Genomic DNA, 19,573 nt, shown 5'->3' on the forward strand with positions numbered 1-19,573 from the left:
ACTTCATTTTGCTTCCACCTGAATGACAAATGCTGATTTCATTTTTTTGCCCGAACTTGATTTTGCCTCTGCATCCAATCGAAATTCATAAAATGGATAAAAACTCGGAGCAGTTGCTGAAGCGGAAAGGTTAAAATCCCCTCCAGTAGAAATATTCCCAAACAAACTACCGTTACAACTAGCCTCACTTTCCGCAAAAGAATAGGTTAGTTCTCGACAGCCAAATGGTAAAACAGTTTGACAATGGCTCCATACCCAAGTCGACAAACGAATGTTTGTTGAAGGTGGAGAAATTTTTGAAAGTCTTGTTGCACCAATCACAGAAGAAGTATCCATATATTGGTTAAACATAATTCGAAAATTATCTGTATTCACATCGGCACAAGCTTGTGAACTTAAAGACCCACCAGTGCCATCGTCTCCACCACGAAACTGGTAAAAATTAGGACTTAAAATGGGCAACCCTCGACTCCAAAAACAAGTTAGGGAATCCCAACGAGAACCGGCAATAGAACCTAATTCCTGAATTCCCAACCCACAATTTTGTGATTCTAATCCAAATCCAATCACCTCCGGGTCATTTCCATCCCTACCCACCAAAAAACCTAAGCGAATTGTCTCTGTTAGTTCCTCTCCATCCAAAGAGTGTAAACCTGCGGGGAATTGAATGTGGTATCTTGTTTCAGGCAACAAAACGGTATCTAGTAAAATTGTGAATTGAGTTGGGCTTTCCCATTCCAAACGGTAGGAAATACTTGGTTCGATACGTAACCCAAGTCCCACTTCGGTTTGGTTCATAGGTTTGGTAAATTGGACTTGGATGGGAGGGGGGCCTGGAACACCAGAACAGGCAGAAGAAACATCGCTTAAATGTATGCCGACAGGAATTCCTCCGGCCAAACATTCTTCTTCTGTTCCCGTCAAAACAAAAACAGATGTTAGGTCTGGGGGAGAAGGATTTTCCTTATCTCCTACCCGAAAGGGAATGTTATAAACCCGATCTAAATCTTTTCCATCTTTGCCTTCGCATTGTTTTGTGAGACGAACGATATAACCACCTGAAGGTAGTTCTTCTTTGGGTGAAAATTTTAAAGTGATCTCTGAGGTTTCAAAACTTCCTCTGACTGGTGGTTCCAATGAAAAAGCAGTAACACAAGACTGGATGGACATAGGATGGCTAAAGGCAAAAGATATATTTGTCTTTGGATCTACGTTTGTGGAATCAGAAGTTGGACTCAACATTAGAACCCGAGGAGAATCTCCACCACTCAAAACTCCCATCCAATCTTCCAAAGAACCTAATTTTGAATTGCATTGAAATAATAGAACGATAAGTAAGAATATACAATTCCATCTAACGAGTTTCATACGAATCCTCCATAAAAAATGGGTATTGTTTTCTAAATTTTGGTTCGTTAATTTTTTTAATTCCAAAAGATTGTTCCTGTTTCCAATCTTCCAGAATCCTCGTTAGTTCACTTTGGTTTATTTTAGATTCTAATCGGTAGTAACGATTTTCAAATGGGTTTTCTCCCAATAATAAAACGAGGTCCAAGGCCGTAGAAATATATTGAAAGTAATGGTCTAATAGAATTTCCAAACCAACAAATACCTCTTCTTCCGATTTTAAATAATCTAATTCAGATATGAGGCCTTGGACTTTTTCTTCTCTTTTTAGTTTATGTTGGTAGAAATTAGATTTTGTATTCTCTAAGTACAAATTGTACTTTTTATACAATTCAACTAACTTAATTTCTAATGTTTGAATTTGATTTGAGAAACTAATCTCAGTTTGTTTCCATTCCGTTTTAGCTTGTAACAAACTCATTTTTGAATCGAATATTTTTTTATTACGACCTAAATCATCGAAAAGTCCTATCGATCCACTTTGAAAGGAATTTTCTCCAGGTCCTACAGGTTGTGGTCCATAACCTGGGATTCTTTGGATTCCATTCCCCTCGGATTGCATTCCATTTTGTGTATTTGACTGAAAATTGGTTCCACCCAAATTTGCTTGGACCCCTACACTAACTCCGTAGATCTCATTCTGTAAAGGGAAACCTGCGTTGCCATTTTTTCCTACATATCCACCTAATACAAGTTTTGGTTTCCAATCATTTTCCAAACTCTCTTCGTCCAGTTCTGCCAATTCGATTTGTAACCTTGTTTTTTTTCGTAATGGATGGTTTTCATCAGGTGTGGCCTTAAGTTTGTTCGGATCAAATAGTCGGATCCGTTCTATAATGCCTCCTTCTAAGGATAGATTCATATTGGGATCCAAAGACATTGATTGTTGTAATTCCAAAAGGGAGATTTTTTTAGCCGCCGTAGAATGGATCCACTTGGACTGGAATTCGACTTCCCAGACTTTTCGTTTGTCCCATTCTCCTTGGGGAGAAAGGCCTAAACTAGATTCTTTTTCTTGTTTTGATTTTTCTAAATGATAACGTTCCGACCGAAGTAAATAGATTGAGTCGACTAACTGACGTTTATTAAAATTTAAATAGGCTATGGATATAGATTTGAATACTTTTTCTCTGAGAAGTTTTTTCTCTTCCGAATGAATGAGTCGCCTTACTTCTAGTTTTTGTTTTTCCCTCTCGGTTTCACCGCCATCATAAAGAAGTTGTTGGATTTGCAATCGAACATCTCGGTATTCCTGATCGATTTGTTCCTGGTTTTTTGAAAAGATACCAAAGTAATGGATCCCTAATTTAGGGAGATATTGTTTCCATTTATCCCGGGTAAGAATAGGATAGATTTCGGAACGAACCTGTTCCAAACCCAAATTCCCATTTCGTTCCATTCCTATCCAAACACAGTCTTCCCATAACAATTTCCCTTCCGCCTGTAATGGAAGAGAATTACAAACCATACAAAAACAGAAAATCCAAACCCAATACCACATATCAGACGATAGGTGATAAATTCGCTCGCTGGTTCTCGTTTTCCCTTTTTATAGGAGATTTTTTGATTTTTTTTTTAGTTTTTTTTACTTGTAAGAGAAGAAAGTTCCTTTATAAAAGTGGCATGATCCGATTCCTTGTGTCCATTTTGTTTCTTTTTGTAACCTCCGCCGTTTTAGCAGAGGAGGTAGGAATTATTAGTTTCAACCAAGGAAAAAACTACCTTTCGGGACCACGGTTCAAAAAGGCCAAGGAACCTGTAAAATTAGGAAGTATCCTAAAAAAGGGTGATACCATCACTACAGAAGATGGAACTTGCGAAATCCAATTGGCTACCCAATCTACCATTCGTTTGGCCAAATATTCTTCTATCCAAATCGAAGACCTCCTCAACCCAAAATCGAAATCCACCACTTTGAAACTTGTGGGGGGGAAGTTATTTGTAAAAGCCCACAAACCGCAAACTGGAGTTCCAAACGAAAACCAACTGAGCGTAGTCAATCCTAGTTTTGTGGCTGGAGTTCGAGGAACAGAATTTTTAGCAGCAGCCCCGGATACTGGTGGGGTGGATGAAGACCTAAGCAATGTTGCGACCGGAGTCTACGTCAATGAAGGAACTGTTGCTGTAAGTCCCGATAAAAAAGGAAAACAAACTCTCGTTAAGGAAAACGAAGAAGTAGTACTTTCCGGTAAAGAGCTAAAGAAACAAATTTTAGATGAATTCGTAAAAGACAAAATGCGTATTTTTGAAGAATTCAAAGCCATCAAAGAAGAGAATTACCAACGTATCAAAGAACAATACGAAAAGAACGACCAACTTATGAATGATTACAAAGGCCAAGGCAGGATAGACGAATGATGAAACGTTTTCTAATTCTATCTGCTCTCATTTCTCTTTCGATCTTTTCTTCTGACAAAATCGGAAGACTCCCTGTGTATAAAATTGCTGTGGAAGCAGTTCCTGCCACTGAAGAAGGGATTGTTTTACGTGATTTTATCAAAGAACAAATCCAGTCCACATCCAGGGGAACGATATCCCTTCCTTTAAAAGAATCCGAGTCTGGAAATTGGGAATTTGACAAAGAAGGAAATCCAACACTAGAAACAGTAGCAAACATCAAGCGATACACAGACACAGACAAACTTGTCCTCATCTCAACTGAAGACGGACAAGCCGTGATTTCTTTTGTGGATGTCTTACACCGAAAGTTAGAGTACAGAAACTCTTTACCTGATAGTCTTTCTAAAACGCTAGTTTCTGACTTCCTCGGATTTTTGGATAAAAAGAATATCTACTTAGCTCTTTCTGAAACGGGATCTGGATCCAATGCCCAACTCAAAATCAATTCCTTAAAACCTACCTATGTGGCAGGTGAGCCCATTCGATTTGAAATTGAATCTGCTGAAGACAATTATGTTTATGTAGTACTTGTCCCAGAAAATCAAAAAGGCGAACCCATCCTTCTTTTCCCGAACCAAATCCAAAATGACAATTTTGTACGCAAAGGAGACAGAGTGACAATTCCTGATAAACGAATTTCATTCAAAGCTTCTTCCGTTCCCTCCAAAGACCGAATTCGTGCCTTTGCTTCTCGCGAAGAATGGAAAGAATTTCAACTCCGAGGAAAAAAGGAAGATTCGTTTTATAGACTCCTTCCTCCAGCAGTCACTGGAACTAAAACCACTGCTAGGTCTATGACGGTTGTTCCCAACACACTCACTGCATCCATTGAACAAAGTCCAGTAATGGAGTGGGAATACCAAATCCTTTCTCGATAATTTCTTGCAAATTCACCTCATACCTTTTGTTATAAAAGGTATGAGACCCTCTATCCTTAAAACCATTGCCCTTTTCGGACTCAGTACTCTCGTCGCTTGTTCGTTCTTTCAAAAAGAGGATAAAAAAGATGAGAATGTGCTAAATGCCCTCTTACTCTCACTTTGGGCCTACAACCAATCGGCTGGTTGTTCTGGACCCAAGTCAGGTTTCACAATTTGTATTCCCAAAGGAATTGCGGAGTAAGTTATGAAAAAGGTCCTCTATACATTTATCTTTTTGGGTATGAGTTTCCAAGTATCGGACTTCCACAAACTTGCGCGTTTGGATCAGGAAATCCGACTCACTAGTCTCTTTAGCGAAGCCATACAGTTTGGAATTGGTTCAGAAAAACTTTGGTCTGCCACAAGTGCGGACAACTGGGGATTTGTCCGCCAGTCTGCGACTTGGGCCAGGGGCAATTCAGGGATCATTGACTCTCTCATCCTTGCTTTAAAAAATGCGGGATACTTCAATAACTCTGCACCAAGAAATGATGTCCTTAGTAATGTCAATTTGAATGGATTTGGTTCTGCAACACTTACCATCAAAATCAGCACACCTACGGCAGGGATTAGTTCCACGGCCTACACAGGAACAAAAACTTTTAACCATTTTTTTGAGATCAAAAAAACAGGTGCTTCGATTCCCTCCTTACAGTTGTTTTTCGATGATCCAGAAACTACTTTAGGAAATGATGGTGCTTTAGTTTATTATCGTTTGGTTGATTTTGGAAACCCTGCTTTTGCAAATGTGGGAGATGTTATCACAGAAAGTTACACGGGAAATGATTCCATCTACGGAACAAAATTTCAAACTTATACTTGGAGAAACGGTCCCGAAAATTCAAGTTGGATCAGTAAACATGGTCGTGTGGTTTTAACGGAAGTAGATTCAGGAAGACAACTATGTTTTCGTTCCGTGGTTCGTTTGACCTTCACTAAACTCAAAGCCGTAAACCCAACAGGTACGGCGGCGTTAGACAATTTAAAAACAGTGTGCAATACAGTGCAAGGAACTGGTGCTAGTGATCAAATTTACTATGCACTTGCGTATATGCAAAAGTTTGACTCTCCTTTCCAAACAACAGCTAAAGCCACCTTTACCATGAGTACGGCAAGACCGGAAACCATCTGTGCCATTCCGGAATCACCTTCGGCTCCTAATGTTCGTTTGTCTTATGGAATCTTTAATATCAACGGGTATGTAACGGACCAACTCTTAGCGGCCCAAATTCCAGCAGACTATCCAAGTCCCACCGTAGGTGGTGCTGACTTTATGTCTGTAGATGAAGCTTTCAATAGAACCTATGTAGCATTTGGAGCAAGCATTGCAGGACAAGCGGGACTTGGAACGGTAAAACAATATGAAACCACTTCCAAAGCTTTTTTAGATGCCTTTGATGGTTCTGACCAAAACCTAACCTTCAAATAAGGTTAGGTGAATTTTACTAATTGTTTCTATAAATAGCATTGGAGAGAATCGATCCAGTTAAGCCGATCATCTCCAATCGCACATAAGAATCGTTTTCCTTAAAAACATATTCTGCGTGGTTGGTATCTGGATCAATTTGCAAAACTTCACCCTTTTGTCCAATAAAACGAATTTCTAAATAGCGTTCTTTTGAATTCAGTTGGATGGAATGATTCTTTGTCACCTGAATCTTTGGAACCTTCGGATCTTCGGCTCCAGAAAAGAATTTTTTAACACAATAAAAAGAGCCAGACTCTAAAGAAGATAATACAGAATTCTGATCCTTTACACCTTCTGCAGTCACAATGTAACGAAGAAAACTCTCTCCCTTACGACCTCTTTGGTTACCCAAAGTTTGAATCATATCTTTCCAAAATGGCTGGTTAAAACTTTTAATTGAAGTTTCTGGAAAATAATGTAGGTCATCACTTGCCATACAATGGACATTCCTTCCTTGGCTGAGTAAAGTGTCCAAAATTTTTGGATCATCACCAAATGGAGAATACACTTCTACTGCTTGAAAACCACCCAAAGAATTCATTTCTTCCCTTGAAAATGAATCAAATAGTTTGGGATGGGGAATGATTACATATCCACCTAACTTTTTCATACGATCCATCACCCAGTTTAAATTTTCTCGAGTTGCATACACTGGGAAATAATCATAAAAGGACTTTTTGATTCCAATCGCAAGTAAATGGCGTTTTTTTAAATTTTGTCCCCATTCCAATCCACGAATGTAATTTGGATTCTCTGTTTCTGAAATTTGACCATAATCGGTAATTGCTATATTGGAAAAACCTTCTCTTTTGTATTCCGATTGGATTTCGGCCACTGTATGCCTTTCCGGCGTAAACCAAACCTCGTCGGAATGTGCATGTAAGGAGATCTTTTCCTGACCTTCTCCATTCCAATTTTGGTATGGATTTACAAGATTTGTTCCTTGGAAAGGAGAGGTTGATAAATTTATCGACTTCCTTAAAAGTATGACAACTGCTAGCTGATAAAAACAGAGAATTCCGAGCAAAGAGAGGAAAACAAGCACATACCGATACTTCCATAAAGAAGGACGTAGAGCCGTTTGCCTGTCTGTGTCAACAATGGGCCCGGAAACATTGAAAAGCATAAGAAAACTCTACAGAACTTTCTTTACCTTTTGATTCCAGTTTTGTTACAAAATGGATACAAAAACAAGAATTCAATTCTGCTTTGACAAACAAGGCAGGTTTTTCCTTCGTTGGAACTGTGAAATTCTTATCTGTCCACCGCACCTTTCTCATCCTTCTCTCTGTCCTAATTGTCTATTTATTCTATGGGAATTCCTCTCCCCTTGTCGACCAAGATGAGGCTGCTTATGCTGGATTTTCTCGAACTATGGTGGAAACAAAAGACTTTCTTACCATGGACTTTCCCTACTCCACTCCCCATAGAAAACCGCCATTGCATTTTTGGATCACTTCGTCTTTTTTTCAAATCTTCGGACCTTCTGAATGGATCTTACGCCTTTTCCCTGCTCTTTGTATCCTCGGAACTAGTTTACTAACATACCATCTAACTAGCATAATGTTTGGATCAAGGACAGCACTGTATGCATTTAGTATTCTCAGTTTTTCTTTGTATTTTCCGTTAAATGGAAAAATTGCCCTTGTAGATTCTCTTTTAGTATTTTTTGGGATGTGTGGATTTGTTTCTCTATATCACTGGATTCAATCGCAAAAGAAGCGGTTTGTTTTTTTCTTTTGGCTCTCGGTTAGCTTGGGACTCCTTGTGAAAGGGCCTCCCATTCTCATCTTTCTTGGTGGAACCTGTGTTTTACTTTTAAGTATAAACCAAATCCGTTCTAAGATTTGGAAATTAAATCCATTTGTTTGGCTTCCTATCGCATTCGTTCCTCTTCTTCTTTGGGGAACACTTTCCTGGCAAAAAGATAAGGGGGAACTCATTCGATGGATGGTGGATTGGTATATTTTACGAAGGGCCACCGATCCGGTATTTGGCCAATCAGGACCTCCAGGCACCTATCTTGTGTTATTTGTAGTAACGTTTTTCCCATGGAGCAGGTTGTATCTTTCTTTCTTAAATGAAAACGGCTGGAAACTCATTGCTTATTTAAAAACAGAAGGTTTGGGAGTAACCCAATACCTTCTTCCATGGCATTGGAAAAAAAACAATTTCCCTTTTACATCCAAAAGGTTTTTATTACTCGGACTCGTCTTTTCTTGGCTCTTCTATGAATTTTTAGCAAGTAAACTTCCCTCCTATCCTTTAAGTGCTTATCCCATCTTATCGATTCTTTTAGCAGACCAACTCGCAAGAAAACACAATCAAATTTATATGTATCGAGTTTATCTCACCGTATCACTTGTGATGATCGCAACCATTTCTTTTATTTTACTCCCTCGGTTTTCAGAATTGCGAAAGGATACAATCAAAGCGGCAAGTGTTGTTAGTAGTTTAGTTCCTCAAAATAAAACCTTACACTCCTTTGGTGCTCATGGAATTCCGAGTTTTGCATATTATTACCACAGACCTATCCAGGAAATCACTTGGGAAGACCTCAAAACAAAGAAAGGGTATTTTTTAGTCTCTGAATCCGATTACCAAATTTGGAAAGGACTTGGTCTCCATTGGGAAGGAATGGGAGAACCACTATCTATTTATGCTTATGACAGAAACAAAATGTTAAAACTAAGAGTGGTAAAAACAAACGACCTTTAGTTTAAAAAGCGTATTTTAATGTTTGGTGATGGTACCATACAAACTTCTGCTTTGCCAAACCACTGGTAGCGGTGTTTGGCGATAAATCGGTAAATGAGATTACGAAGGGAACGAGGAAAAATCCAAAAACAATAAAACAATGGCCACGGAAATTTTAATTCTCGAGTCAGTTGCAAAACCGCATCCGATTCTAAATACAAAGTTCCTTCCTTCCAATACAGTATGCTGTCTGGCAATTGGGAAAAGGAATCTTTGGGAAGCAGGGAAAAAAAGGTTTCAGATCCAATGGTAGAAAAAAATAAATCCTCTTTTGCGTTATGTTTCAAAAGAAACTGAACCGAACCCATACACAAATGACAAACCCCATCAAAGAAAACAATTTTACTTTTTTCCGGTGGCATCCTTTCCCTCTACTCCCAAACTGGCGAAGAACCATTTGAAATCGAGTCTAAATCTATAGAGGCCTTTATGTTCCCTGAATTTCATTCTGATAATCTTCCCAAAAAAGAATCCGCCATTTTAGAAAAAATGGAGTCCAACAAAAAGTTCATTCAAACTCTATTAAAAATAGAAAACCCTACATTTCAAAATTTTGCAAAACCATACCAACGCATCCAAACGGAACTCGGAGATCTTGTTACAGAAATCTCACATCTCAATTCTGTAAAAAATAATGAAGAAAGCCAAACTATCTACAGTCGGCTTTTGCCAATACTGAGTGAATACTATACAGACCTAGGTCAAAACGAAGATATTTTTTCTACTCTATTAAGAATCCAATCCTCTGAATCAAACTTAAATCACGAAGCATCCAAAGTTTTAGAAAATGAGATCCGTGACTTCCGATTATCTGGAGTGGGTCTTAACGCGGAAACTAAAAATGCCTTAAAAGAAATTCGAATTCGCCAATCCGATCTTTCAAACCAATTTTCGCAAAACGTACTCAATGCGACTAATGCCTTTGCACTTTCTCTTTCAGAGGCCGATGTTACTGGCCTTCCTGAAAGCGAAAAAATTTCTGCCAAACAAGATGACGGAACCTATAAATTCACATTACACTTCCCATCTTACATTGCTTATATGACTTACGGTGAAAATAGAGAAATTCGAAAAAAACTCTATGATGGATACTGCACACGAGCTCCAGAAAATGGAAAACTTATGGAAGAAATCTTAGAACTACGCGATAAGGAAGCAAAACTCCTAGGATTTCCAACATTCTCTCATTTGAGTTTGGCCATGAAAGTGGCGGACACACCTGAACAAGTAATTGAATTTTTAGATCATTTAGCAAAAAAAGCAACGCCAATCGCCTTACAAGAGCTAAACGAGATAAAAGCTTTTGCTAAAAAATTAGGTCATTCGGATCTACAACCTTGGGACCTAACATATTATTCTGAAAAACTAAAAAAGGAATCCTTTTCCTATGATGAAGAAATCTACCGTCCTTATTTAGAAAAAGAAACTGTCATTGCAGGAACCTTCCAATTTTTGGAAAAACTTTTAGGAATTCAATTCCAACAAGTGACTACTCCTGTATGGGAACCGTCTGTTCTTTGTTATAACCTGGTTGTGGAAGGAGAAATCAGATCGCGATTGTATTTGGACCTTGAAGTTCGCGCAGAAAAAAAAGGGGGCGCTTGGATGCATAATTGGAAGCCCCACTTCCAAGACGAAACGGGAAAAATAGAACTTCCTGTAGCCTTTGTCGTAGCTAGTTTTCCGAAAGCCACAAGCACACAACCCTCTTTGCTAAGACCAAGCGATGTTGTAACACTTTTCCATGAATTGGGCCACGCCCTCCACCACTTACTCTCACGCGTTAAGGAAGCCTTTGTGAGTGGGGTCAATGGTGTAGAATGGGATGCAGTCGAATTTCCATCTCAATTCTTAGAAAACTTTGCTTACGAACCAAAAGTATTGGAACTTTTCGCAAAACACTACCAGACGAAAGAGCCTATCCCAAATTCCTATATCGAAACAATGGTAAAGGCCAAAAACTTTATGTCAGCGATGGGTGTTGTGCGACAGTTAGAATTTGCAAAGTTCGATATGTTGATCCATAGGGAAAAACCAAGTGAAGTAAGAGTTCAGGAAATCTTAGACCAAGTAAGAAATGAGGTTTGTGTTGTCTTCCCTCCATCCTACAATAAATTCCAAAATTCATTCACCCATATCTTTGCTGGTGGATATGCAGCAGGATACTATTCATACAAATGGGCTGAGTTACTTTCCGCTAACGCCTACTATTCCTTTGTTGACCGGGGAGTTTTTGACTTAGAACATGCAGCTCATTTTAGAAAAACAGTATTGGAAAAAGGTGGGTCAGCAAGTGCCATGGACCTATTCCGCGATTTTTATGGAAGAGATCCAGAGATAGATGCATTATTGAGATTAAATGGAATTGCCGCTTAATACCTGTATGGATTTGGTAATGACATCTTTGGAATCGGTAGACTTGATTAACTTTCGGGTCTTCCGATTTTTATCCAAAACGTAAATATAAGTAGAATGGTCAAAACTTTGGCCATCTTCTGTTTTTTCCACGTATGCTGCATATTGTTTTAGAATTTTATTAGTTGTATCAAATGAAAAAGATAGTCCCACCGATTGAGGCAAATAGAACTGAACGTACTTTGTGGTAGTCTCTGGAGAATCACGCACAGGATCTATAGAAATAAAAACAACTTTGAATTTTGTTTTCTCCACTTCGCTTAAAGGCTCTACGGCAGCTTTGATTTTTGCCAATGTGTTGGGACAAAAGTCAGGGCAATAGGTATAGCCAAAAAACACGAGTAGGACTGGCTCCTCGAAGGTTTTTAAGGATACTGAATTTCCAGATTTGTCCAAAACTTCAAAATTTCCACCTATCGGTAGTTCTGTGAAATCTAGGGCAGAACTACAACCAATCAAAAATGCAACTAACGAGATTAATATATTTTTTCTATTCATAATTCTTTCTCTTCCACAACAACGGTTTGGCTTTCTCCATTCGAAAATTGAATTTTTAAATCCAACTTTCCCGAATGATGCAATTTATCATATAACATCAAATGTTTCCCGGATCGCACTAGTTCAATGGTTTCACTAGCTTTTAGTAAAATAGGATAGTCCAACTTTCGCATCCTGGTGATTCCAGAACTTTCATCTAAACTTGTTTCATGGAAATCCACTGTTTTGTATCCGTTACTAACTATAGTTTGAATTTCCACATCGGTTTTGTAGGGATTTCGAATTTCACCATACACAGCAGCAGTTTTTGCTACCTCTGGAGGAGCTGTCATCCAGAGCCTGATGGGTTCTGTCGGTTTGTGACAGAAAACTAACAAATTGACTTGAATTAGTAACAGAAATCCTGCATTTGTTATATTTATCTTTCGTAACAAGAGAACCTCGATGAGAATAATAATCAAATGGGTGATTGCGATCACTCTCATTCTTTCTTCATTTCTAGTATCCACTTACAACTGGTCTACCGGTGAATACAATTATGATTCCTCTCGTAAATTTGAAAATTTTGATGCCTTTTACCAGAACGAACTTGCTCTCAGTGCAAAAGAAAACACAAGACCTAACAACGAAGAATTACTGGTTCGTGTATCGGAAGAAAAAACTCCCATAGTCATTGTCTACATCCATGGATTTGGTGCGAGTCGTGGCGAAGGAGAGGAAGTCACAAATAAACTCACTGAATACTTCGGCGCCAATACATATTATTTAAGATTACCTGGGCATGGAACCAATGCAGAAGATCATCTAAATACCAATTTTCAAAAATACCTTCAAGATGCTGAAGATAGTTTAATTTATGCCAGAGAACTGGGCGACAAAACAGTGTTAGTGGGAACAAGCATGGGTGGAAACATTGCTTCTTATTTAGCAGCAAAACATCCAGATCTTGTGGACTCACTTGTCCTTGCTTCTCCCTTTTATGATTTCGACGATCCAAGTGCTCATATTTTCCGGTTCCATTGGGGAAAATCCTTTATCAATGCCATCAAAGGCGAAATGCGTATTTCAAAAACAGATCCTAAAGATGAATCAGCAAAATATTGGTACTTAGATCAGTATTATGCAGCCATTCAAAACATATTGGATCTAAAAAGGTTTGTCGACAAAGACAATCCTTACCCAAAGATTACAGCCCCCACCTTACTGATGTACTACTATAAATCAGAAAGAGAACATGACTTTGTGGCTTCTGTACCGGCAATGTTAAAGGTTTATGATGCGATTCAGTCGGGTCAAAATCCCAACCCAAAAAACAAACTCTTAAAAATTGAAAATGGTTCCCATGTTTTACTTTCTAAGTATGTAAAAACAGATAAAGAGCTCATTGAAAGAGAACTGATACAATTTATCAAAGACAGTACAGGAGCCGAAGAAGTTAAAAAATCAAAGAAATCCAAACGATAACAAAATCGTTTCGTAAAGTTCATCAACGGATATTGGTTTAGAACGAACCAATATCCGCTCTGCATCCAACTCCTCAGAATCAAGTCCGTCCCTATTTCCTGTATAAAGAACTGCAGAAAGTTCGGGGTTTACTTTTTTAATTTTCCGAATGAGGCTTAGTCCATTCATTTCTCGCATTCTGTAGTCCGATAAAATAAAATCAGGAACTTTATTCTTTAAGTTATCCAAAGCCTGTGAAGAACTTTGAAAAACAGTAGGTACCACTTGTTTCTGAGAAAGCACAAAACAAATAGCTTCACTCGCAGCTTCATCATCTTCCACAATCCAAATTTCTTTTTTAGAAATCTCAGACCATACATCTTTAGGGTTGTTTTCCTGAACCGGTCTTGCAGGCCCGAGGACAATTTGTCCTTCTTCTAAGGGAAGAAAAATGTGGATGAGAACTGTCATCGGCTCCGGTTTTTCTATATAAAACTCACCACCCCAATTTTTCACATAACGGTTGATTAGGTGCATTCCTGTCCACTGGAACTCCTCATCACCAAAGTTCACAAAGTCGAGGGTGTTTATACCGGAGAGGCTCGGCAAAGAAAGTCCTGTAAATTCCATGGAAACTAAAAGTTTAAACTCGTCGGCAGCAGAAGTTTTGATTCGGACAAGACCTCTTTTTCTGTCATCCCAAACGAGTAAACCGCCGGAAGTTAGTTCACAGAGAATTTTAGAAAATCTGACTGCATCTAATTTTGTATAAAGTGGAGATTTATGAAAATCGAACTGAGCTTCCACATTTTTTGGTAATCCAGCGTTCACCAGTGGAATGGAAGACTCAACCACAGATGATATCTCAATTTTAGTAGCAGAATCTTCATCTTTTACCTTAGAATATTTGATAATCCTATGGATCATCGAACGAGCATTATCTGCACCCATTCTAATTTTTTCTAAATATTCTAATATTTTATTTTGGTCAAATTTACCTAACTTGATTTGCTCTTCACCTAACTGAGAAAAAACATGAATTGGTTGGAGATAGTTGTTTAAATCATGAGCAATGTTTGTCGCCAAACTTCCAATGGTTTCCATTTTTTGAGAATGCAATTGATAGGATTCTAATTGTTTTTTCTCTGTAACATCATCCAAAAAAACATAATAAAAATCGGGTTTCCCTTGTGAGTTTCGGAAAGCACTGATTCGGCGGTAGACATTGATTCGGCGGCCATCCTTTCTTGTCAGTCGCGACTCCTCTGCTCCTTCCTTAAAAAAACCAAAGTATTCCATCTCTTCTTCTGAGATGGGTTCCCCTTTGATTCGTTTGATATTCATGTCGGTTAAGTTTTGAAAACTATATCCAGTGATTTCAGTAAACCGAGGATTGATTCGGAAGTATCCACCTTCCCAGTCTTGTAAGGCCATACCCACGGAAGCATTTTCAAACAGTCCAAGAAAGAATTGAATTTGTTCTACAATATTGATTTCGTTTGTTTTTTCATTGGTTACATCACGTACAAAAACAATTTGTAATAAAGAATCTATATTAGGAATTCTTACTTTTCTCTTTTCAAATTGAAACCACCGAACGAGAACTTCATTCGGCATTAAAAAACGATAGTCACCTTGGATGGTATCACGGTCAAAATGTCTGCTTGGAAAAAGAAAATGGTCTCGAAAGTTTGCTTTGTCTTCCTCCGCAACCCATAACAAAAGATCGGACTCCATACAATCCGCATTTTCTTTATGACAACCTAAATTGTTTTTAAAAAAATCGTTCGAAAATAAAATCTGACCAGTTTTGGGATCTGTTAAGTAGACACCGCCGGAAAATAGATTGGGCAAGACCTTAAAGAATTCTATCATTCCGCTTGCTTCCAGATTCGTTTGCATAACTCTTGCCTTAAGAGGGAAATATGCCATCCAATCCGTTTTCTTTTCAAGCACCTATTGCTTTTTTTAATTTGGGACCATGGGAGATTGCACTCATCGTCTTCTTAGCGTTACTTTTTTTTGGTGGGAAACGCCTTCCAAGCCTTGCCAAAGATTTGGGTTCTGGAATCAAAGAATTTCGGAAGTCCCTAACAGGCCAAGAAGAGGAACCGACACAAACCTCTTTCCCACAGGAAGAGCCTAAGTCGTCATCTGCTGCATCTAAATCTGGAAAAAAGAAAAAAGCTTAAAAGATCCAAACCTTGGCTGGGAAAAAGAGAACCACAATTCCACTTCCGCTGCCGGAGGACTCTGAAACCAGGGAAAAGTATATGTCCCTGGGAGACCATTTAGAGGAACTCCGCCAAAGACTGATTTATTCCATTTTAGTGGTGTCTGTCTTTATGATTGGCACTTTGTATTTCGGTAGCGAAATCCATAGTTTTCTCATCCAACCCTACAAATCGGTCCTAGGCCCTGACGCCCATTTCTTTCAGATCCAGCTTATGGCGCCGTTTCTAATCTATCTTAAAACTTCCTTCATCCTATCTGTCCTTGTCTCTTTGCCGTTTTTATTGTACATCCTTTGGGGATTTGTGGCTCCTGCCGTGGATCCTAGAACGGAAAAATGGGGAAAGTTCATCATCTTATTTTCCACCTTACTCTTTTGGTCGGGACTTGCCCTATGTTGGTTCACCGTCTTTGAAAACTTTCTAAGAGTCTTTCTTGTGGTCTTAAGACCCGATGGGGTGGATCCTTATTTACCGATTGACGAATACTACGATTTATTCTTCAATTTGCACTTAGTGTTTGGTGCCTCATTTCAGTTACCAATTGTCCTCATCCTACTCGGTCGGATAGGAATCCTTTCTTCTCGTTTTCTTATTTCTAGATGGCGAGAGGCAGTGCTTATCATTGCCGTTGTCTCGGCCGTTCTTTCTCCTGGACCCGATGTATTTTCTATGCTGATGTTACTTGTTCCCCTTAGCTTTCTATTTTTTCTTTCTGCTATAGTTATGAAAGTTTTGGAAACAACAGACCGCAAATGAGTTTTCGTGTCAAACTTCCCGTTCTACTGGGAATCATTAGTTTCCTATTCTTTTTTATTCATTTTTTATTAGCTGAGTTTACTTTTACCCATTGGCAAAATCCAAAAGGCGAAAATACACTTAACTTCAATTTGGTTGGGATCTATTCTTCCTTCGTATTTTCCTTGTTAACTGGTTTTTTGACCTATTATTTTCTTGGTTTTTTATACCAATATATTTTGCATCTTATTGCACATATTCAGGACAATGAACTACCTAAAGATATTCGGAATTTAAACAAAGAATCAGAAGAATATAAAATCTATAAATCAGTGCGATTTACACTTTTGCAAGGTGATGAAAGTCTAGGTGAAGAACAATTCGAAAACAAATTCGATTGGAAAACAAACCAAGCCGCTTCTGTAAACAAACAAATCCCAGATATTCATATCCCTAAAATTCATGGATTTGATGTATCCGTATTTCCATCAGTGATGCGTTATGCGGGAGCAGATTATATCCGAATTGTAAGAGCAAAAGATGGTATATTTGGTATCCTTGCCGGACATATGGAACCGGGGATTTTAGAATCTTCTGAAAAAGTTTTTATTCATGGAATTGTATCTTCCTTTGGAGATGGTCTTTTTTCGACAGAAGAAATTTTGGAAAAATTAAAAATCGCCCTCCACCAATTTACGTTTTTAAAATTAAAAATCTCTGCTTTCGGAATCCAATATAAAGAAGATAAGATGTCTTTTCTTCACTATATGGACATGCCAATCTTTCAATTTTCCGAACATGGAATCCAAGTGATTGAAGGCAGTGGAGATGACCATTGGTATCCGAACCATAAACACCCACTGTCTATTGCTGATGGAATTGAGATTGGTGATTATTTGGTTTGGGCAAGTGACAGAACTCTCACTCAGTTTGGACTGACATCTTTTGAGATTATGGAAGAGTTCGTAGATTACCTTTTGGATTTACGACCTAGTTCTTCTAGACAAATGTTACTTGCCATTGCAAAAAAAATGAGTGCACTCGGTGCAGAAAGAAACCTCTCTAACCCAATGGAAAAACTTTCCATTTTAGTTGTCAGGCGAAACAAGTAAACGAATTGTATGGCGGAGTAAGTCAAGTTTTCCCCAATCCCCATGACCGGGAATGACTACTTCCGCATCGGGATAACGAGAAAGAACTCTCTTTACGGAATTTTCCCATTCCTCCCGATTCGCTTCCTTTGTATTCCCAAGATCATTCGCTTCCAGCGATTTAATCAGACAACCTCCAAAAAGGATATGAGTGTCAGGTAACCAAACCACAATGTTATCTGCCGAATGTCCATGACCTGGATAAAATACTTCGACCCATTGGTTTCCTGCTCCAAGTCTTGTTTGGATGTCGAGGATAGGATTTGTTTTTCCAAACCCTTTTTCTTTGGCTAATTTTGCCGTTAAACTGGTGCTAAAGATCGGGATATTCCGTTTTTGAAACAGGGGAGTTCCCGCCATACGGTCGTCGTGTGCATGAGTTACAATCAGATAAAGGATCTCTTTTTGGAATTTGGATTGGATCCAAGCAAACAACTCTTCGGTTTGTGATTCGCTCCAGGGTGTATCCACCACAACTACACCTTTGTTTGTGACGATCACAAGTCCGTTTGCAGAATAAGTTTGTCCACCAAACTCACCATAACTTTTATGGATCCAAACTGTTTCTTTCACTTTGATCCATTCAAGATGATGGGAAGATTGAGAAACTATATCGTTTGAAACAGGAAACGGTAAAGGAGCAGATGCCTTTTGGAAATTGCATTTAGTAAAAGAAAATCCAATACAGAAAGCCAAAATCAGAACTCGAATTGGAATCATAAATGGAATTGAGGAAAAAAATCGTGTATTTTTACTGGAAACAAAATTCATAAAAGATTACCCCCTATAAAAACAAAAACCTATCGGTTAAGATAGGCTTTCGGTAGTTTTTCTAGATCTAGAAAATGTTAATTTTTCTTTAAGCGATCTTTTCGATATCGCCTTTGAGGATGGTGATAGGAGCTTCTTTTTTAAGGACAGTTTCATCTGTCACAACCACTTCCAAAACATCCTTACGAGAAGGAATTTGGAACATGAGCTCCATCATAATCTCTTCCACAATCGCACGTAATCCACGAGCCCCACTTTCACGTTTAATCGCTGTTTGTGCAATGGCTTCAATAGCGGCTTCAGTGAACTTAAGTTTCACATTCTCAATATCAAACATCTTTTGGTATTGTTTAAGAAGGGAATTTTTAGGTTCTGTAAAAATGGATTTTAAACTTTCTATCGTAAGTTCATCGAGGGTGGCAATGATCGGAAGTCGTCCAATGAATTCTGGGATGAGACCAAACTTCATCAGGTCATCTGGAATCACATGGTGAACTACAGACTCCCCTTCTTCGATCTTTCGACCCTTATCGTTTACAATTTCATTGGAGTGGAATCCAATCGATTTTACACCCACACGTTGTTTGATGATGTCACTAAGTCCCACAAAAGCTCCCCCACAAATAAAGAGGATATTTTTGGTTTCCACAGGAATGTATTCCTGGTGTGGGTGTTTTCTTCCGCCTTGTGGAGGAACATTGGCCACTGTGCCTTCAATGATTTTGAGTAGGGCTTGTTGGACCCCTTCTCCACTCACGTCACGAGTGATCGATGCTGAATCCGACTTACGAGAAATTTTATCAATTTCGTCGATATAGATAATACCCATCTCTGCACGTTTGACATCATTGTCCGCATTTTGAATGAGTTTGAGGATGATGTTTTCCACATCTTCTCCCACATACCCAGCTTCCGTAAGGGCTGTTGCATCTACAATGGCAAATGGAACTTTTAGAATGCGAGCAAGAGTTTGTGCAAGAAGAGTTTTTCCAGAACCTGTTGGGCCGATAAGCATGATATTGGATTTTTCCAATTCCACATCTCCCGCCTTACGTTCGTTATGAAAAATTCTTTTATAATGATTATATACAGCAACAGCCAAAGCTTTTTTGGCTTGTTCTTGACCAATGACGTATTGGTCTAAGATTTTTTTGATTTCCGTAGGTTTTGGAATGTCACCAACAATGGCAGTTTTTTCACCACCTTGCGGCTCTTCTGCGATGATTTCATTACATAAAGAAATACATTCATCACAGATATATACACCAGGACCAGCGACAAGCCTTCTTACTTCGTCTTGGGCCTTTCCGCAGAAAGAACAATGTAATTTTTCTCTGGGATTACCCGTTTGGCTTGCACGTTTGGTCATGGAGT

The 19,573-nt window shown here is 38.7% G+C and carries 19 protein-coding genes; 10 read left to right on the forward strand and 9 right to left on the reverse strand.

The genetic code is table 11. The features are described 5' to 3' along the window. Positions 1 to 3: 3 nt before the first annotated feature. Positions 4 to 1,368: an Ig-like domain-containing protein gene (locus tag LEP1GSC203_RS06245; protein ID WP_198008563.1), complete on the reverse strand. Its 1,365-nt coding sequence runs from the start codon at positions 1,366 to 1,368 to the stop codon at positions 4 to 6. After that, positions 1,355 to 2,875: a TolC family protein gene (locus LEP1GSC203_RS06250; protein WP_002973066.1), complete on the reverse strand. Its 1,521-nt coding sequence runs from the start codon at positions 2,873 to 2,875 to the stop codon at positions 1,355 to 1,357. The genes LEP1GSC203_RS06245 and LEP1GSC203_RS06250 overlap by 14 nt, the downstream gene beginning before the upstream one ends. A gap of 155 nt (positions 2,876 to 3,030) precedes the next feature. On the opposite strand from LEP1GSC203_RS06250, the gene LEP1GSC203_RS06255 reads away from it, so the two are divergent. The 4 genes from LEP1GSC203_RS06255 to LEP1GSC203_RS06270 are packed head-to-tail and all read left to right on the forward strand — an operon-like array spanning position 3,031 to position 6,156. Then, positions 3,031 to 3,765 (forward strand): FecR family protein, encoded by a 735-nt coding sequence (locus LEP1GSC203_RS06255; protein ID WP_198008564.1) that lies wholly within the window; start codon positions 3,031 to 3,033, stop codon positions 3,763 to 3,765. Beyond that, positions 3,762 to 4,685 (forward strand): DUF4384 domain-containing protein, encoded by a 924-nt coding sequence (locus LEP1GSC203_RS06260; RefSeq protein WP_002973019.1) that lies wholly within the window; start codon positions 3,762 to 3,764, stop codon positions 4,683 to 4,685. The genes LEP1GSC203_RS06255 and LEP1GSC203_RS06260 overlap by 4 nt, the downstream gene beginning before the upstream one ends. A 40-nt stretch (positions 4,686 to 4,725) precedes the next feature. After that, positions 4,726 to 4,929: a hypothetical protein gene (locus tag LEP1GSC203_RS06265; protein WP_002972994.1), complete on the forward strand. Its 204-nt coding sequence runs from the start codon at positions 4,726 to 4,728 to the stop codon at positions 4,927 to 4,929. A 3-nt stretch (positions 4,930 to 4,932) separates the two neighbouring features. After that, entirely contained in the window at positions 4,933 to 6,156 is a 1,224-nt protein-coding gene (locus LEP1GSC203_RS06270) for an LIC_12337 family protein (RefSeq protein ID WP_002973128.1), read from the forward strand. A 16-nt stretch (positions 6,157 to 6,172) separates the two neighbouring features. On the opposite strand, the gene LEP1GSC203_RS06275 is transcribed toward LEP1GSC203_RS06270, so the two are convergent. Beyond that, a complete protein-coding gene (locus tag LEP1GSC203_RS06275; protein WP_002973025.1) occupies positions 6,173 to 7,321 on the reverse strand; it encodes a hypothetical protein in 1,149 nt (382 codons plus the stop codon). 119 nt (positions 7,322 to 7,440) lie between these two features. Here LEP1GSC203_RS06275 and LEP1GSC203_RS06280 point away from each other — a divergent pair, with 119 nt between their 5' ends. Beyond that, positions 7,441 to 8,913, forward strand: coding sequence for an ArnT family glycosyltransferase (locus LEP1GSC203_RS06280; RefSeq protein ID WP_039937430.1), 1,473 nt, complete (start codon positions 7,441 to 7,443; stop codon positions 8,911 to 8,913). Here LEP1GSC203_RS06280 and LEP1GSC203_RS06285 read toward each other — a convergent pair. Continuing rightward, positions 8,910 to 9,314: a thiol-disulfide oxidoreductase DCC family protein gene (locus LEP1GSC203_RS06285; RefSeq protein ID WP_002973017.1), complete on the reverse strand. Its 405-nt coding sequence runs from the start codon at positions 9,312 to 9,314 to the stop codon at positions 8,910 to 8,912. The two genes, LEP1GSC203_RS06280 and LEP1GSC203_RS06285, sit on opposite strands and share 4 nt — an antisense overlap. Before the next feature lie 67 nt (positions 9,315 to 9,381). Between LEP1GSC203_RS06285 and LEP1GSC203_RS06290 the strand changes: the two genes are divergently transcribed. Then, positions 9,382 to 11,328 carry a M3 family metallopeptidase gene (locus LEP1GSC203_RS06290; protein ID WP_002973039.1) on the forward strand — a complete coding sequence of 649 codons (1,947 nt, stop codon included), beginning with the start codon at positions 9,382 to 9,384 and terminating at the stop codon, positions 11,326 to 11,328. Here the strand turns inward: LEP1GSC203_RS06290 and LEP1GSC203_RS06295 are convergent. Both LEP1GSC203_RS06295 and LEP1GSC203_RS06300 read right to left on the reverse strand, forming a co-directional pair. Then, entirely contained in the window at positions 11,308 to 11,865 is a 558-nt protein-coding gene (locus LEP1GSC203_RS06295) for an SCO family protein (protein ID WP_002973182.1), read from the reverse strand. The genes LEP1GSC203_RS06290 and LEP1GSC203_RS06295 overlap by 21 nt on opposite strands. Then, positions 11,862 to 12,299, reverse strand: coding sequence for a copper chaperone PCu(A)C (locus LEP1GSC203_RS06300; RefSeq protein WP_232225812.1), 438 nt, complete (start codon positions 12,297 to 12,299; stop codon positions 11,862 to 11,864). The genes LEP1GSC203_RS06295 and LEP1GSC203_RS06300 overlap by 4 nt, the downstream gene beginning before the upstream one ends. 10 nt (positions 12,300 to 12,309) lie before the next feature. Between LEP1GSC203_RS06300 and LEP1GSC203_RS06305 the strand changes: the two genes are divergently transcribed. Next, the gene (locus tag LEP1GSC203_RS06305) at positions 12,310 to 13,329 is read left to right on the forward strand and encodes an alpha/beta hydrolase (RefSeq protein WP_039937366.1); all 1,020 of its coding nucleotides are present in this window, start codon (positions 12,310 to 12,312) and stop codon (positions 13,327 to 13,329) included. Here LEP1GSC203_RS06305 and LEP1GSC203_RS06310 read toward each other — a convergent pair. Continuing rightward, positions 13,309 to 15,210, reverse strand: a complete 1,902-nt coding sequence (locus LEP1GSC203_RS06310; RefSeq protein WP_002972965.1) for a hybrid sensor histidine kinase/response regulator — start codon at positions 15,208 to 15,210, stop codon at positions 13,309 to 13,311. The genes LEP1GSC203_RS06305 and LEP1GSC203_RS06310 overlap by 21 nt on opposite strands. 23 nt (positions 15,211 to 15,233) lie before the next feature. Between LEP1GSC203_RS06310 and LEP1GSC203_RS06315 the strand changes: the two genes are divergently transcribed. From LEP1GSC203_RS06315 to rktP, 3 genes are all read left to right on the forward strand, one after another. Beyond that, positions 15,234 to 15,500, forward strand: a complete 267-nt coding sequence (locus tag LEP1GSC203_RS06315) for a Sec-independent protein translocase subunit TatA/TatB (protein WP_002973087.1) — start codon at positions 15,234 to 15,236, stop codon at positions 15,498 to 15,500. Between the two features lie 81 nt (positions 15,501 to 15,581). Next, positions 15,582 to 16,298 carry a twin-arginine translocase subunit TatC gene (gene tatC / locus LEP1GSC203_RS06320; RefSeq protein WP_002972962.1) on the forward strand — a complete coding sequence of 239 codons (717 nt, stop codon included), beginning with the start codon at positions 15,582 to 15,584 and terminating at the stop codon, positions 16,296 to 16,298. Next, positions 16,295 to 17,389: an Arg-Lys translocation region protein phosphatase RktP gene (rktP, locus tag LEP1GSC203_RS06325; protein ID WP_002973159.1), complete on the forward strand. Its 1,095-nt coding sequence runs from the start codon at positions 16,295 to 16,297 to the stop codon at positions 17,387 to 17,389. The genes tatC and rktP overlap by 4 nt, the downstream gene beginning before the upstream one ends. On the opposite strand, the gene bla is transcribed toward rktP, so the two are convergent. Together bla and clpX are read right to left on the reverse strand one after the other, a co-directional pair. Beyond that, the gene (gene bla / locus LEP1GSC203_RS06330) at positions 17,366 to 18,199 is read right to left on the reverse strand and encodes a subclass B1 metallo-beta-lactamase (protein ID WP_002973048.1); all 834 of its coding nucleotides are present in this window, start codon (positions 18,197 to 18,199) and stop codon (positions 17,366 to 17,368) included. The genes rktP and bla overlap by 24 nt on opposite strands. A gap of 88 nt (positions 18,200 to 18,287) precedes the next feature. Continuing rightward, positions 18,288 to 19,568 carry an ATP-dependent Clp protease ATP-binding subunit ClpX gene (gene clpX / locus LEP1GSC203_RS06335; RefSeq protein ID WP_002973065.1) on the reverse strand — a complete coding sequence of 427 codons (1,281 nt, stop codon included), beginning with the start codon at positions 19,566 to 19,568 and terminating at the stop codon, positions 18,288 to 18,290. Between the last annotated feature and the right edge of the window lie 5 nt (positions 19,569 to 19,573).

This window comes from Leptospira terpstrae serovar Hualin str. LT 11-33 = ATCC 700639 (genome assembly GCF_000332495.1).
Lineage (GTDB): Bacteria > Spirochaetota > Leptospiria > Leptospirales > Leptospiraceae > Leptospira_A > Leptospira_A terpstrae.